Here is a 15,701-nt window from a genome sequence, read left to right as displayed (position 1 = left end):
AAGCGGGTTTCTCGTTTTGCGGGTCCGCTTTTTATTGCCAAAACATCCCCGCCCCCCATATGACAGCCACAAGGACGTGCATCGCAACATCTAGGCTCGGAGTATGCCGTGGATCTTTCAGCCCCCCATCACAAGAACAGCTTTGACGATATGCTGGAGGCCACCGCGCCTCTGGACCCCATTGTAACCGCTGTTGTTCACCCCGTTGACGCAGCCTCTCTGGAGGGCGCCTTGGCCGCTCTGGAAAAAGGCCTGATCACCCCGCTTCTGGTGGGCCCAGAGGACCGCATCAAAGCCGCAGCCAAAGAGCATGCGCTTGATATCTCCGCTTGCGAGATCATTGACGCCCCCCACAGCCATGACAGCGCCGAAACAGCGGTGCGCCTTGTCCGCGAAGGTCGCGCGCAGGCGATCATGAAGGGCGCGCTGCACACCGACGAAGTCATGAGCGCCGTTGTGCACAAAACCCACGGCCTGCGCACCGAGCGCCGCATGAGCCATGTCTTCGTGCTCGATGTGCCCGCCTACCCCAAGCCGCTGATGATCACCGACGCCGCGATCAACATCTTCCCCGATCTCATGGCCAAAGCCGACATCGTGCAAAACGCCATCGGACTGGCACAAGCCATCGGCGTGGACACCCCCAAAGTGGCCATCCTGTCGGCTCTGGAAACCATCTACCCCAAGATCCCCTCCACCGTTGAGGCCGCCGCGCTCTGCAAAATGGCGGATCGTGGTCAGATCACAGGCGGCGTGCTTGACGGCCCGCTAGCGTTTGACAACGCCATCTCCCGCCGCGCCGCAGACGCCAAAGGCATCAAATCGGAGGTCCCGGGAGACGCCGACATTCTCGTCGCACCGGATCTTGAGGCCGGCAACATGATCGCCAAACAGCTGATGTATCTCGCAGGGGCCGACAGCGCGGGCATCGTTCTGGGCGCACGCGTGCCAATCATGCTGACCTCCCGCGCGGACGGCACGCTCTCCCGCCTCGTATCCGCCGCCCTGGCGCAGCTTTTGGTGCACCACAGCCTTGGAAAGGATCTGATGTGAGCGCCCAAGACGCCTATCTCGTTCTGAACGCAGGCTCCTCCTCGATCAAATACGCGGTCTATAACACCGAGCTTGCGGTGCAGCTCTCCGGTCAGGTCGATCGCATCGGCATGGGCCCGCAATATCACGGCGGCGCAAGCGAGATTGATCTGCCTGTCGCCGAAGACGCGACCCACGCCGAAATTCTCGACTGGCTGCTGGCCCATATCATGGGGCTGGAAAAGGGCTTCAACATCATTGGCGCGGGCCACAGGGTCGTGCACGGCGGTCAAGAGTTTGCCGCCCCCGCACGTGTGACCGACGAGGTGATCGAAAAACTGCGCACGCTGGCGCCGCTGGCTCCGGGGCATCAGCCCCACAACCTCGCAGGCATCGAGGCCGTCGCCCGTCGCTGGCCCAACATCCCGCAGGTGGCCTGCTTTGACACCGCCTTCCACCGCACCCAGCCCCGCATTGCACAGCTCTTTGCGATCCCGCGTGCGCTGTCTGACGACGGTGTGCTGCGCTATGGCTTTCACGGGCTCAGCTATCACTACATCTCCACGCAACTGCCGCAACATCTGGACACGCCCAACGGCAAGGTGATTGTCGCCCATCTAGGCAACGGCGCCTCCATGTGCGCCATGCAGGATATGAAAAGTGTCGCGACCACAATGGGATACACCGCCCTTGATGGGCTGGTGATGGGCCGCCGCTGCGGCGAGCTCGACCCCGGCGTGATCTTTCACATGATGCGCGACCGCGGCATGAGCGTGGCCGAAATCGAAGCCACGCTGGGCACCAAATCCGGCCTCTTCGGGGTCTCCGGTCTCAGCTCTGACATGCGCGATCTCTTGGCCTCGGACAGCCCAGCAGCGGCTGAGGCGGTGGAGCTCTTTGTCTATCAGGCCTGCAAGAAGATCGGCGCGCTGGCCGCCACCCTTGGCGGGCTTGACGCCATTGTCTTCACCGGCGGCATTGGCGAGAACGCAGCCCCCATACGTGCGCGTATCCTGCAGGGCTGCGCATGGCTTGGCGCGGATCTGGATGCCGAGGCCAACACCTCCGGCGCGAGCCGCATCACCACCAAAACCAGCCGCCTCGCCGCCCATGTCATCGCGACAGATGAAGAAGGCATCATCGCAGGCGAAACCCAGCGCTTGGTCGCCGCTTAAATCCCCGCCCCGGACCGACGGTGCCCAAGGCACCGCCGGGGCAGCGCACGCTCCTCAGAGATCAATCTCCACGACGCCGCCCGCCTCTTTCGCCCGGCTCTGACACAGGATCACCGCAGTCTCCCGCTGCTTGTTGGAGAGCACAAAATCCCGGTGCTCCACATCCCCAGAAATCAGCCCGCATTTACACACACCGCAAATCCCGTCGGCGCATTTCACATCCACATGCACACCGTTTTCAAGCAGCACATCAGTCGCGATTTTATCAGCTGGAACAAACAGTTCCCGCCCATCCTTCAACTTTAATTTAAAGTCGAAATTCTCATACTCCGGCTGCTCCGGCACGTTGAAGTATTCCAGATGCCGCGCCTCTTCTGGGAAGCCCTGCCGCTCTGCCGCCGCCATGACCCCTTCCATGTAACGGTCCGGCCCGCAGGTATAGACATGCCAGCCCTCCTGATACCCGCCAAGGATCGCGTCCAGATCCGCACGCGTGCCTTTGTCAGAAAAATGGAACACCACTTTGTCGGCCCAGGGCATCGCCTTCAGATCGTCGATATAGCCCGCGCCCTCCTCCCGGCTTGCCGAGTAGTGCAGCGCAAAGTCACGGCCCAGATCATGCAAACGGTGCGCAAAAGCAATCATCGGCGTGATCCCGATGCCGCCGCCCATCAGGAAGCTCTTTGTCGCCTCCTCAATCAGCTCGAAGTGGTTGATCGGTTTGGAGACAAAAACCTTACGCCCTTCGCGGAAAATCCGGTGCAAAAGCGCACTGCCCCCGCGCCCTTCGTCTTCGCGCAACACGCCAATCTGGTATTTGGAGCGATCTTTGGGATCCCCCGACATGCTGTACTGGCGCAGAAACTCCGGCGCGACCAGCACATCCAGATGCCCGCCCGCCGTCCATTCCGGCAGCGGCGCGCCATCCAGCGACTGAAACTCATATTTGGTCACATCCGCCGTCATCGGTTCGACCTGAGAAATCTGCACCTGCACCACCGGCGCATCCGCCGCATCCGGCACCACATAGCGGTCAATCACCGAGGTATCCCCCGCCGCTAGCCGCAGCTTGTACTCATCGGCGGAAACCATCGCCTCATAGGCTTTGATCCCGGCTTCCCGATCCATCGGGAAAGGATACGGCCACGGATGGGGCGCCAACGCCGCCGGATAGACCGCCAGCGTCTGATCTTCATATTTCAGGTCCAGATCTTTCTGCAGATCGCGGCGGTTGAGCGGATGTTTGGACGGTCGGTATGCGCCATCCTCTTCCAGCTCAATATCCCACCACCATTTCTTGACGTCGTTCAGCCCGCCATTGCCGACCGCATCATCTAGCTTGGCCAAAGGCTTGGCAAGGCTTGGGAAATTGCTTGCCGCCCAGCGGAACGGCGCTTCGGAAAACAGCCCTTCGAGGTTCCACGGGCAGGTCTTCATACAGCGCCCGCACATCGAACCACCCGGCGTGGTGATCCGGTAGGTGGCACATTTCTGGCTGTCCGACTTCCAAATCTCATAGCCGTTGAACATCAGCTTCGGGCCAGCCGTGATCGCACCAGAGGGACACTCCCGCGCGCATTTGTTGCAGTTCTCACAGAAGTTCTGCAGGCCAAAATCAATTGGCAGATCATGGCTCATCGGCATATCGGTGGTGACCGCACCGGATTTCAGTCGCGGCCCCAGATAGGGGTTCAGGATCACCTCACCGATCCGGCTCACCTCGCCAAGTCCTGAAAGCAGCAACAGCGGAGGTTGCAGCACCTCACCATCCATCACCGTATGGGCCTTGGCCTTATACCCCAAATTGCGGATTTGCTGCGCGATCACGCCGCCCAGCAGGGAGAACCGAAGATAGGCCCGCATGGATTGCGCCACGCTGATCCAGTCATCGCCAGAGGCCCCTTCCATGGTCTCATAGCCCTGATCAATGATCATACTGATGGCGTTGTCATGGCTCGGCACAATTGGCGTTCCGGTCGCGTCATGCGAATACCACGCCCATTCCGGGCATCGACTCAGGCCCACCGCATCAACCCCAAGGAAATAGGTCGCCGCTTTCAGGTTCGCCGCGTTACGATCTGAATCTGTTGGCTTTTTGACCTCAGCACTCGCGCCATCCTGCAGCAGTACAAAGGCCCCAAGCGCGCGTCTTTGGGCAAAACTCGGCGCCGATTTGCGCACATAATAGCCGCCCTTCGCGGAATCCTGCAGGGTCTTGCCCATGTCCCCGAACTGGGCCCGCGCAAACATATCCGCCCGCTTGGGCACACGCGCCACATTGGCCTCATCAATATAGGTGGTCGGGCTCTCCACCCGCTTCAGCCGTTCAAACGGATGCGCCCCTTTAACGTAGTCGCGGTTGCGATAGGGGTCTTGGTTCAGCGCGGATTTCGCTGATCCGGTGCCCAACCACCACGCAGGCCCTTGGGTTTGCGCCCAGGGCTGCGCGCGCATCGGGGCCAGCGCCCCGTCATGGGCCAGCGCCATTTCCGTTGTGATCACCGCCAGCCCATAACGGGTGCCCAGCCAGGGTGCGATCAGCTCACCATTCTCCAGCGCCAGTAGGCCCGCCGCCACGCCAACACGCCCCAGATCCACATCGGTGGAGGTCGCGGTGTGCGCCTTTGCATCAAAGCCCAGAAGCCGGATGTAGTTGGCAATCACCACCGCCACTTCGGTGGCCCGCAGACAGGCGCGATGGTCTTGTGCATCCAAAATCCAGTCGCTGCCCGGCTCGCCGCGCTCCGGATCACGATGGTGCTCGATCAGAAACACAATCGCGTTCTCATGGGTCTCAATGCTGCTGGGCGGCGCTTCCATACTGTCCTTGAGATCCGCCATAATGACATCGATCCCCGCCGCCAAAGACTTGATCTGCCGCGTGCGCAGCGCCTCAGACAACCGGTCAATATCCGGATTGCGCCGTGGGGTGGACAGCCGCGCCGCTGCGGGCAGAGGCCCCACACCCACCATCGAGGCATCGTTGAAATAGCCAAAAGATTTCAGATGGTTGGAGCGCTCAATTGGATCATCCGGAATGCCGGACTGCACCGGATTGACCAGCCCGTCCCGCAAGGCATCCAGCATCGCCTGAAACTCGCCCATGGCGTTCACGATGCTCTCTGGCCGCTCCGGCCGGTGAAAGCTCAGATCGCGATCCCGTGGCATCCCCGCCACCTCAGGCATCGCGCCGCGCACCAATCGCTCCAGCGGATAGGGGCCAAGATGCACCGGCCGCGCCTTATCCGAAAAAAACTTGATCCCCATCTGCTCCCCATATCAGGCCATTCGGCCTGCCCTTCTTGGCTGGCTTAAATGCTTGCGCTCTGGATAAGCCTCAGCTTTTTGTAACTTTCAACGCCAGTCGGATCGGCGCGAGCCCGTCGATCCCACCTGTGATCACCTGCCCGGCTGTCACCGGCCCCACACCGGCGGGCGTGCCTGTCAGGATCACATCTCCGGCGGTCAGATGATAATAGCGCGACAGATGCATGACGATCTCTGTGGGCGACCAGACCATCTCGCTCAGATCGGCGGCCTGACGGGTCTCCCCGTCCACCTCCAGATGGATCGCCTGCGCCGCTGGTGCGCCAAACTCTGCGGCTTTTGTCAGCGGCGCAAAGACAGCGGAGTCTTCCACATCTTTGCCAAGCGACCAAGGCCTGCGGTTGTCCTTGCCGTCCTGCTGCCGGTCCCGCCGCGTCATGTCCAGCGCACAGCCATAGGCGTAGATCGCCGCTGCGGCCTCCGCCTCGGTGGCTTCAAACACCGAGGCCCCCAGCACAAAGGCCAGCTCCATCTCGTGATGGTAATTCTCAGTACCCGGAGGGAAATCAACCTCCGCCCCGCTCAACACCGCATGCGCCACGGATTTGGTGAAATACCACGGCGCCTCACGGTCGACCTCCCCGCCCATCTCCGCCGCATGGGCCGCATAGTTCCGCCCCACGCAGAAGATACGGCGCACCGGATAGCTCAGCGCCTCGCCCGCAACAGGGAGCGCAAACACCTCTGGTGCCTCAAACAGATAATCTGACATGAAAAATCCCTCCCACGGTGCGTGCGCCAGAATGCGTGAAAAGCTGCATCCCACAGTCATAACGTCATCGCATCGGCGTGCAAAGCAGTCTGAACACTTGTTCAGAGTCAAGGTTTATTTACCGTTGACGCCCTCAACCAAAAGGGTCAAATATCAACAAACCAAAGCAAACACAGTCACTTAGTGAGAATGACCCGAAGGAAATTTCTTACTACTAATAAATTAGTTGACTAAAAATTCCTCTTTTGACAACGTAAGGCATCCGGCTTTCTGCAGCCGGGGATACAACCAATCGGGAGGAAAAGATGCGGAAGTATCTTATCTCCGCCGTTGCGGCTTCTGCCGTGATTGCGGGTACACAATCGCTTTACGCCGACGAAGCGGCAGCCAAGCGCTGGATCGATGCCGAATTCCAGCCGTCTTCGCTGAGCAAAGACGAGCAGATGAGCGAAATGCAGTGGTTCATCTCTGCTTCACAGCCCTACGCGGGCATGGAAATCAACGTGCTGTCGGAAGGCATTCCGACCCACGGCTATGAAGCCGAAGTTCTGACCAAGGCTTTTGAAGAAATCACCGGCATCAAAGTCAACCACCAGATCCTCGGCGAAGGCGAAGTGGTTCAGGCGGTGCAAACCCAGATGCAGACCAAGCGGAACCTCTATGACGGCTACGTCAATGACTCCGACCTGATCGGCACCCACTCCCGCCTGCAACTGGCCTACAACCTGACCGACATGATGGCGGGTGACTGGGCGGCGACCACCTCGCCCACCCTCGATCTGGATGACTTCATGGGCACCCAGTTCACCACCGGCCCGGATGGTGACCTCTATCAGCTGCCAGACCAGCAGTTTGCCAACCTCTACTGGTTCCGCAAAGACTGGTTTGACCGCGCAGACCTGCAAGAGCAGTTCAAAGCCAAATACGGCTATGACCTCGGCGTGCCCGTAAACTGGTCCGCCTATGAAGACATCGCAGAATTCTTCTCCAAAGACGTGAAGAACATCGACGGCGTCGACATCTACGGCCACATGGACTACGGCAAACGTGCACCAGACCTTGGCTGGCGTATGACCGACGCATGGCTCTCCATGGCGGGCGCAGGCTCCAAGGGTGAACCAAACGGTGTGCCAATCGACGAATGGGGCATCCGCATGGAAGCCGGTTCCTGTAACCCGGCTGGTGCATCCGTCACCCGCGGTGGTGCGGCAAACGGCCCGGCAGCGGTCTACGCGATCCGCAAATGGGACGAATGGCTGCGCAACTATGCCCCTCCCGGTGCGGCGTCTTACGACTTCTACCAGTCTCTGCCAGCTCTGGCACAAGGTAACGTGGCCCAGCAGATCTTCTGGTACACCGCCTTTACCGCAGACATGGTGAAGCCACAGTCTGAAGGCAACAACACCGTGGACGCCGAAGGCAACCCACTGTGGCGTATGGCTCCAAGCCCACACGGCCCTTACTGGGAAAAAGGCCAGAAGGTTGGCTATCAGGACGTTGGCTCCTGGACCTTCCTGAAGTCCACCCCGGCGGACCGCGCACAGGCGGCATGGCTCTATGCTCAGTTCGTGACCTCCAAAACGGTTGACGTGAAGAAATCTCACGTGGGTCTGACCTTCACCCGTGACAGCTCTGTGAACCACGAAAGCTTCACCGAGCGTGCCCCGAAACTGGGTGGTCTGGTAGAATTCTACCGCTCTCCCGATCGCGTGGCATGGTCCCCAACCGGCGTGAACGTGCCTGACTATCCGAAGCTGGCCCAAATCTGGTGGCAGCAGATCGGTGACGTGAACTCCGGCGCCTTCACTCCACAAGAAGCGATGGACCGTCTGGCCGAAGAAATGGACATCACCATGGCGCGTATGCAGCGCGCGGATGAGGCCCAGAATGTCTATGGCGGCTGTGGTCCTCGCCTCAACGAGGAGAAAGACGCAGAGTGGTGGTTCGCCAACGGCGGCGCAAAACCAAAGCTGGACAACGAAAAACCACAGGGCGAGACCGTCAACTATGACGATCTGGTTGCCCGCTGGAACAAGAATTAACTGTTCCTCCTGACCTGACACTCCCCGTGTTCATGGTCAAACCGGCCGGGGCTTACCCTTCAAGCCCCGGCCACCTTACCAACACTCCCCTCCTCCATTGCCCCATCTGTTTGGGTACGCTCCACAAGGATCAAAGGTGCATCCATGGCACTTGAACTAAAGAACATTTCCAAGGTCGTGCAGGGTGTGACACACATCAAGCCAACGACCCTGACGTTGAGAAAAGGCCATTTCAACGTTCTGCTGGGTGAAACCGGCGCTGGCAAAACCTCCCTGATCAAGATGATGGCCGGGCTTGACCCGATCGCCTCCGGCCAGATCATCATGGAGGGCGAAGACGTCACCGCGCTGACCACCCAGAAACGCAAGATCAGCCTCGTGCACCAGTTCTTCGTGAACTACCCGCATATGACGGTGTTTGAAAACATCGCCTCCCCGCTGAAGGTGGCGGGCATGGCCAAATCCGAGATCGAAGACCGCGTGGCTGAGGCCGCCGATATTCTCCAGCTTGGCCCCATGCTGCACCGTCGCCCGCACGAGCTTTCCGGTGGCCAGCAACAGCGCTGTGCGCTGGCGCGCGCGATTGCCAAGGAGAGCCGGGCGGTGTTTCTCGATGAACCGCTGGCCAACCTCGATTACAAACTGCGCGAAGAACTGCGCGAGCAGCTGCCAGAGCTTTTTGCCGGTCGCGGCGCTGTGGTGGTCTATGCCACATCCGAGCCCGAAGAGGCCCTGCTGCTGGGCGGTGAAACCGCACTGATGGTAGATGGCAACGTCGCCCAATTCGGCACCACTGCTGACATCTATCGCGCTCCGGCCTCTCTCACGGCGGCCCGCATCTTCTCTGATCCGCCCATCAACCACGCACCTGTCACCAAACGCGGCGACGCCATGCATCTTGGCGCGCTGAGCTGGACCGCCACAGGCGAGGCCGCAGGTCTCAAAGATGGCGACTACATCATGGCCGTGCGCCCGCACCACGTGCTGCCCCATGCCCATGACGGCTCCGATGTGGCTCTGAAAGGTCATGTGGGCGTGACCGAACTCTCAGGCTCTGAAAGCTCGGCCCACTTTGATTTTGACGGCAACAGCTGGGTCAGCCTCGCCCATGGCACCCACCCCTACCGGATTGGCGAAGAACACGATTTCTTCCTTGATCCGACCACATGTTTTTACTTCGCGCCCGATGGCGCCCGCGTCGGCTGAGGGCAGACAGAATGGCGAAAATCACACTTAAAAACCTCCGGCACAGCTACTACCCCGATCCCAAGGGGCCACAGGACTTTGCCCTCAAAGAAGTGGATCTGGATTGGCAGGACGGCGGCGCCTATGCCCTGCTTGGCCCCTCCGGCTGTGGCAAATCCACGCTTCTGAACATCATCTCCGGCCTTCTGGTGCCCTCTGAGGGGCAGATCCTGTTTGACGGTCAGGATGTCACCACCCTGCCCCCGGATCAGCGCAACATCGCACAGGTGTTCCAGTTCCCGGTGATATACGACACCATGACCGTGCGCGAAAACCTTGCCTTCCCGCTCAAAAACCGTGGCGTGGACCCGGCGATCATCGAAAAGCGCGTGGCAGAGATTGCCGAGATGCTCGAAGTCACCGACATGCTGGATCGCAAAGCGGCTGGCCTGTCTCCGGACAACAAGCAAAAGATCTCCATGGGCCGTGGCCTTGTGCGCGACGACGTGAATGTCGTCATGTTTGACGAACCACTCACCGTGATCGACCCGCATCTGAAGTGGAAACTGCGCACCAAGCTCAAAGAGCTGCACCAGCGCGTCTCCCACACCATGATCTATGTGACCCACGACCAGACCGAAGCGCTCACCTTTGCCGATCAGGTGGTGGTGATGCAGCTCGGCGAAGTGGTGCAGATCGGCACGCCTGAAGAGCTGTTTGAACGCCCCGCACACACCTTTGTGGGCCACTTCATCGGCTCCCCGGGCATGAACGTCCTGCCCGCCGAAGTGAAAGACGGCCAAGCCCTCTTTGCGGGCCGTGCGGTCGCGCTGGAAGGTCCGATCAATGCAGGCGCCTCCGGTCAGCTCGAAATCGGCATCCGCCCCGAGTTTGTGCGTCTGGCTGACACCGGCATCCCTGCCACCGTCACCCGCGTGGCAGATGTGGGCCGCCACACCGTGGTCGAAGCCACCGTCGGCACCCACAAGGTCGCCGCCATCCAAAACGGCCCCGCGCCGCAAAAAGGCGACGAGGTGCATCTGCATTTCACCCCAGAACACACCCGGCTCTACGCCGACGGCTGGATCGCAACCACGCCCGCGCAAAAGGAGAGCGCAGCATGAAAACCGAAAACCAAAAAGCCTGGTTCTTCGTCGCCCCGGTGCTGATCCTCGTGGCGTTCAACGCTATCATCCCGATGATGACCGTGGTGAACTACTCGGTGCAGGAAACCTTCGGCGATAACCTCTTCTTCTGGGAAGGCCTCACATGGTTTGAACAGATCCTACGGTCCGAGCGCTTCCACGCTGCTCTGGGGCGTCAGTTCTTCTTCACCGCCATGATCCTGCTGATCGAGATCCCCCTTGGCATCGCCATCGCCCTCTCCATGCCGCGCAAAGGCTTCTGGGTACCGGTCTGTCTGGTGCTAATGGCCCTGCCCATGCTGATCCCGTGGAATGTGGTCGGCGCAATGTGGAACATCTTTGCCCTGCCAGACATCGGCCTGCTGGGCTATTTCCTCAACCACGTGCTGGGCATCAACTATGACATGACCCAGGATCCCGTGGCCGCATGGGTGACCATCATCACCATGGATGTCTGGCACTGGACCTCGCTGGTGGTGCTCCTGTCCTATGCGGGCCTCGTCTCCATCCCGGACGCCTACTATCAGGCGGCCAAGATCGACGGCGCCTCCAACTGGTCGGTGTTCCGTTTCATCCAGTTGCCCAAGATGAAAAGCGTTCTGACCATCGCAATCCTTCTGCGCTTCATGGACAGCTTCAACATCTACACCGAGCCCTTCGTGCTCACAGGCGGTGGCCCCGGCAACTCGACCACGCTCCTGTCTATCGACTTGGTGAAAATCGCGCTTGGTCAGTTTGACCTCGGCCCCGCCGCCGCGATGAGCCTCATCTACTTTGCAATCACCCTCTTTGTGTCTTGGCTGTTCTACACACTCATGACCAAAGACGACCTGAACTAAGGAGAGCGATCATGCGTAAAAGATCACTCGTTCCAATCCTCTACATCTTCTTCCTGATGCTGCCGATCTACTGGCTGGTGGCGATGAGCTTCAAAACCACAAATGAGATCCTCTCTGGCTTTTCGCTCTTCCCACAGACCTTCACACTGGAGGCCTATGTCACGATCTTCACCGATCCCTCCTGGTATTGGGGCTATATCAACTCGATCATCTATGTTTCTCTGAACACCCTGATCTCCATCGCCGTGGCCCTGCCCGCAGCCTATGCCTTCAGCCGGTATCGCTTTCTGGGCGACAAACAGCTGTTCTTCTGGCTGCTGACAAACCGCATGGCACCGGCAGCCGTGTTCGCCCTGCCCTTCTTTCAGCTCTACTCCGCTGTTGGCCTGTTTGATACGCACCTCGCCGTGGCGCTGGCGCACTGCCTCTTCAACATCCCGCTGGCCGTGTGGATCTTGGAAGGCTTCATGGGCGGCGTGCCAAAAGAACTGGATGAAACCGCCTATGTGGACGGCTATTCCTTCCCGCGCTTCTTCCTAACGATCTTCATCCCGACGATCAAAGCCGGTGTGGGTGTGGCAGCCTTCTTCTGCTTCATGTTCTCATGGGTGGAGCTGCTGCTGGCCAAAACCCTGACCGCTGTGGCCGCCAAGCCAATCGCCGCAACGATGACCAAAACCGCCTCAAGCGCGGGCTATGAGCTGGGCCTGCTGGCCGCTGCCGGCACGCTCACCATCATCCCCGGCGCCATCGTGATCTATTTTGTCCGCAACTACATCGCGAAGGGCTTCGCGATGGGGAGAGTTTGATATGCTGAGCTGGATGGCATGGACCTGGCCCACGGCCGCAATCTTCATCGTGCTTTTCTCCACAATCGGCCTGCTGATTGTGCTGGAAATCAAATACCCCGGCGGCGCCGAGCGCAAAGGCGCACTTGGCCTTGTCACCACCCGAGGCGACCGTCTGTTTCTCACCTGTCTGGGGGGCAGCTTCATCTTCCTGGCATGGCTCGGCCTGATGGGCGAACCGCTCTGGTGGCCGCTGGGCCTCGCCATCGGCTGGGGCACCTTCTGCTTCTGGAAAGTCTGATCCGGTTCCTTTAAGGGTATAAAACACCAAGGGCAGACGTGCGGAGCGTCTGCCCTTTTCTTTTGGCACTGCCATTCTCGCCATCCGGTCAGAGACCTTCGCAAACCCGCAGGATCTCGCACGCGTCCTTCAACAGCCCTCCAGAGACTAACCATGTTCCCCTTACACGGCGTCCGAACACGTGTGTGATCATTGAACAAGCGCAAAACAAATTATCTCGCGCCCCAACAAATGTGCTTTAAAGATATGGACTTCAGACTTTTTCATTTCATCCGAAAGTAAATTTGACATGCTAAAGAACATTACATTCGCCGGGCTTTTTTGCTCGTTCTTTGTTTCGCCCCTGCAAGCACAACAGCTGTCCACACTAGAGGTCTGGAACAGATTCCAGTCGACCTGCAGGCAAGTGTTTCTTGATCCCAATGCCTTTATGGCCAGCCTGACAATTCCGGCGGCTTCTGGCGACAGAGTTCTCTCCGTCAGCCCAGACTCCAAGGCGATTTCCATCTATCGGCGGGAACACAACGTTTATGACGAAATTCAGTTCCACGTGATCGGAAACCGCCAAATCAGAGATTGCTCAGTCATCGGCGAATTTTACGATCTCGATACATCTGAAATCGCAAGTCAACTGCTGAACATTGCATCTTCAACCGGCTCTGCAACAATCTCCGGGGGCCATGCTCCGCAGGATTATGACGGCGAAACAGTTGAAGAGATTTACCTGTTTGCAATTGACGGGCTATTTCCGAATGCAAACCTCATTTCCGTTGCCCATGTCATTGACGGAGAGTTGCAGTTGCTGGTGCAGCAACCGATCAACTAGCTCTCCAAAACCAAACCACTTCGATGCCTAGCCGGGAATCTCAACAACCATGCGCGTCATTTGACCGGTGGGATCGGCATAGACACTCACAGCTATAAGCGCGCCATTTCTGACGATCTGATTGGCGGTCGCTGGCGACATCACCACCAGCTCAGGAATGGCCATACGATGACCTCGGCTTGCGAACCAAGGATCTCTTTCATCAAATTGGTGGACAATGCCAAAGCGATGCACGTTGGCCCGATCCTGCGCGACAATAGCGGCAGCATCGTTGAGACGCACCCCGCTGGAGTTTGTCAAATCTTCCGGCCCGATGAAGGCCATATATGTGCCAATCCGCGCGTCTTGCGCAGCAACCGCGCCCGCAGCGAGCGTCGCGGCAACGAGCGTCGAAAACAATAATCTCATACCGAAGAATACCTCTGTAAAAATACCTCCTCGCGCGCAGACCCACGCAAGGCTGCTGGAAGGCTAACTTGAAAAGACCTGCGAATAAACGATGGTCTTTCATTCAAATTGAAATCTCTTTTACCGCTAACGCAACACGCAACACTTTTGCCCGATTTCAGACAAAACGACTCAAAGATTAACACGCTCCGGCCCGCCGAAATGGCACCTACGCAAAACAGCCGCGATACAGACGCGATACCGACGTTCTTGCACATGGTTAACGCCCCGCTGTGATCCTCTCACAACGGGGCGTTTTGCGTTAACCTTTGACCGGTTTTGGCGTTTGTTTTGCCTTTCGCCGTGCTGGGCGTTTTACCAGCTACGCTGCGCCAGCGTGTTGAGCTGATTAAGCCGGTCCAGATTGGCCACCGTGCTCAGCATGATCCGCTCATGGCTCCAGTCCTCGGGCTCCGCCAGAGACACCGCCCCCACCAGCACACAACCCGCCATGACGATGGATAAAACCGCGCCAAACAGCACCGCTTCCTTGGCTGGTGTGTCCTGATCCTGCGCGATCTCCAGAATGCGGTCCTTCAACATGGAGCGACGCGACAGGAACGGCACCCGCCGCCCCACCAGTGGTACGCCAAAGGCCGCAGGCTGTTGCGAGGCCTTGGCACTGCGTCGTGCAATCTCCAGAAGCCGCAGCGCATAGGTGTGGGCGTCAAAGCCCTTGCGCGACAGATACGCCCTGTCGCACGCCAGTTCACCAAGCTTGCGCAAGCGACTGGAAAGAAACCAGAAACCGGGATTGAGCACCGCCACAGGAGAGATCAGGGAAAGCAGAACTTCCGCATCCACATCGCCTTGGCGGATGTGTTGCAGCTCATGGCCAAGCGCCATTTGCACAGAAGTGCGATCGCGCAACATCGCCTCGGGAAGCACCACATAATAGTGCCAGAACCCACGGGTCGAAAAGGGCACACTCACGGTTGGGCTGGCCACAATCCGGCAGCGTTTGGTGTGATGCACCACACGGCCCTCAGTGATCGCATGACGGATGCGCCCGACGTTCAAGAGCAAGTAGCCGCTGCGCGCAATAAACGCCGCGATGAAGGCTGCAATCAGCACCTGCGCCACGGTCGAGCTCGCGGTGGCCACCTGTGCCATCCAATCGGTTTTGAGCGCCAAAAGCTGCTGCATCTTATGCGCGCTGATGTCGAGATTGCCGTTCAGAACCTGCGAAACCAGAGCGTCCGTTGCATTAACGCTGGCGGCATAGGGAGATGATACCAGATAGGGCGCCACCAGAGGCAACACCGCCAGACAAGCAATCACCGCCATCCCCATCCGACGCCGAGTATAGTAGCTCCGTCGTCGCCCAGACAGGACCAACACGCCTTCGAATGCACCGAAAACCAACGCGGCCAACAGGATCACAAGCTGTATCCAGATCGCCCCCCCTACGATTTGATCAACCGTCATCCTTTCTGATCCTCGTTTCAATGATCTCTTTGATTTCCTGGATCATCTCATCTGTCAGGTCCTCATTATCCACCAATCGCGCCACAAGCGCCGTCGGGGTTCCTCCAAACAAGGTCTTTGACAGGTTTTTCAGGCTGCGACCTTCATAGTCGCGTTTCGCGACGGCCGGGGTATAGACCAGCGCCCGATCTTTGCGGGCGGAGGTGACAAACCCCTTCTCGTCGAGAATTTTCATTACGGTGGCCACCGACGTATAGGCGCGTTGGCTCTGGCCCTCCAAGGCCGCCATAATATCGCGCACCGAGCCAGACCCGATGTCCCAAAGGGCAATCATAAACTCCAGCTCAACATCGGTGAGCATTTCACTGCGTCGACGTGCCAATTGGCCACTCCGTACCTTCATTACTAGGAAATTAGTACTGCAGATCCCCCTCATCTCAAAGCAAAAACTTGA

General features: G+C 58.9%; 14 protein-coding genes. 9 read left to right on the top strand and 5 right to left on the bottom strand.

The annotated features are described in order from the left end of the window. Positions 1-108: 108 nt before the first annotated feature. Entirely contained in the window at positions 109-1,053 is a 945-nt protein-coding gene (locus J7400_RS08810) for a bifunctional enoyl-CoA hydratase/phosphate acetyltransferase (RefSeq protein WP_348540150.1), read from the top strand. Next, entirely contained in the window at positions 1,050-2,207 is a 1,158-nt protein-coding gene (locus J7400_RS08805; RefSeq protein WP_209062167.1) for an acetate/propionate family kinase, read from the top strand. Before J7400_RS08810 ends, J7400_RS08805 begins: the two co-directional genes overlap by 4 nt. A gap of 54 nt (positions 2,208-2,261) precedes the next feature. Here the strand turns inward: J7400_RS08805 and J7400_RS08800 are convergent, their stop codons facing one another. After that, the gene (locus J7400_RS08800) at positions 2,262-5,474 is read right to left on the bottom strand and encodes a reductive dehalogenase domain-containing protein (RefSeq protein ID WP_209062165.1); all 3,213 of its coding nucleotides are present in this window, start codon (positions 5,472-5,474) and stop codon (positions 2,262-2,264) included. Positions 5,475-5,544: 70 nt separating this feature from the next. Next, positions 5,545-6,246 (bottom strand): fumarylacetoacetate hydrolase family protein, encoded by a 702-nt coding sequence (locus J7400_RS08795; RefSeq protein WP_209062163.1) that lies wholly within the window; start codon positions 6,244-6,246, stop codon positions 5,545-5,547. A 305-nt stretch (positions 6,247-6,551) separates the two neighbouring features. Between J7400_RS08795 and J7400_RS08790 the strand changes: the two genes are divergently transcribed. The 7 genes from J7400_RS08790 to J7400_RS08760 all read left to right on the top strand — a co-directional run bounded on the left by J7400_RS08790 (position 6,552) and on the right by J7400_RS08760 (position 13,372). Continuing rightward, positions 6,552-8,288, top strand: coding sequence for an ABC transporter substrate-binding protein (locus J7400_RS08790; protein WP_209062161.1), 1,737 nt, complete (start codon positions 6,552-6,554; stop codon positions 8,286-8,288). Positions 8,289-8,432: 144 nt separating this feature from the next. Then, positions 8,433-9,494 (top strand): ABC transporter ATP-binding protein, encoded by a 1,062-nt coding sequence (locus J7400_RS08785; RefSeq protein WP_209062159.1) that lies wholly within the window; start codon positions 8,433-8,435, stop codon positions 9,492-9,494. A gap of 11 nt (positions 9,495-9,505) precedes the next feature. After that, the gene (locus tag J7400_RS08780; protein WP_209062157.1) at positions 9,506-10,597 is read left to right on the top strand and encodes an ABC transporter ATP-binding protein; all 1,092 of its coding nucleotides are present in this window, start codon (positions 9,506-9,508) and stop codon (positions 10,595-10,597) included. Then, positions 10,594-11,457 (top strand): sugar ABC transporter permease, encoded by an 864-nt coding sequence (locus J7400_RS08775; RefSeq protein WP_209062155.1) that lies wholly within the window; start codon positions 10,594-10,596, stop codon positions 11,455-11,457. The genes J7400_RS08780 and J7400_RS08775 overlap by 4 nt, the downstream gene beginning before the upstream one ends. Before the next feature lie 11 nt (positions 11,458-11,468). Beyond that, complete coding sequence (locus J7400_RS08770; RefSeq protein WP_209062153.1) at positions 11,469-12,266, top strand: carbohydrate ABC transporter permease; 798 nt, start codon at positions 11,469-11,471, stop codon at positions 12,264-12,266. 1 nt (position 12,267) lies between these two features. Beyond that, on the top strand, positions 12,268-12,546 hold the full coding sequence (locus J7400_RS08765; RefSeq protein WP_209062152.1) for a DUF2160 domain-containing protein: 279 nt from the start codon (positions 12,268-12,270) through the stop codon (positions 12,544-12,546). A 289-nt stretch (positions 12,547-12,835) separates the two neighbouring features. Further along, a complete protein-coding gene (locus J7400_RS08760) occupies positions 12,836-13,372 on the top strand; it encodes a hypothetical protein (protein WP_209062150.1) in 537 nt (178 codons plus the stop codon). A gap of 27 nt (positions 13,373-13,399) precedes the next feature. Here the strand turns inward: J7400_RS08760 and J7400_RS08755 are convergent, their stop codons facing one another. The 3 genes from J7400_RS08755 to J7400_RS08745 all read right to left on the bottom strand — a co-directional run bounded on the left by J7400_RS08755 (position 13,400) and on the right by J7400_RS08745 (position 15,629). Then, the gene (locus tag J7400_RS08755) at positions 13,400-13,780 is read right to left on the bottom strand and encodes a hypothetical protein (protein WP_209062148.1); all 381 of its coding nucleotides are present in this window, start codon (positions 13,778-13,780) and stop codon (positions 13,400-13,402) included. 354 nt (positions 13,781-14,134) lie between these two features. Further along, the gene (locus J7400_RS08750) at positions 14,135-15,247 is read right to left on the bottom strand and encodes a M56 family metallopeptidase (RefSeq protein WP_209062146.1); all 1,113 of its coding nucleotides are present in this window, start codon (positions 15,245-15,247) and stop codon (positions 14,135-14,137) included. Continuing rightward, positions 15,237-15,629 (bottom strand): BlaI/MecI/CopY family transcriptional regulator, encoded by a 393-nt coding sequence (locus J7400_RS08745; RefSeq protein ID WP_247738717.1) that lies wholly within the window; start codon positions 15,627-15,629, stop codon positions 15,237-15,239. The genes J7400_RS08750 and J7400_RS08745 overlap by 11 nt, the downstream gene beginning before the upstream one ends. Between the last annotated feature and the right edge of the window lie 72 nt (positions 15,630-15,701).

This window comes from Shimia sp. R9_2 (assembly GCF_017743735.1).
GTDB lineage: Bacteria > Pseudomonadota > Alphaproteobacteria > Rhodobacterales > Rhodobacteraceae > Shimia.
This window is presented reverse-complemented; position numbering and strand designations above follow the sequence as displayed.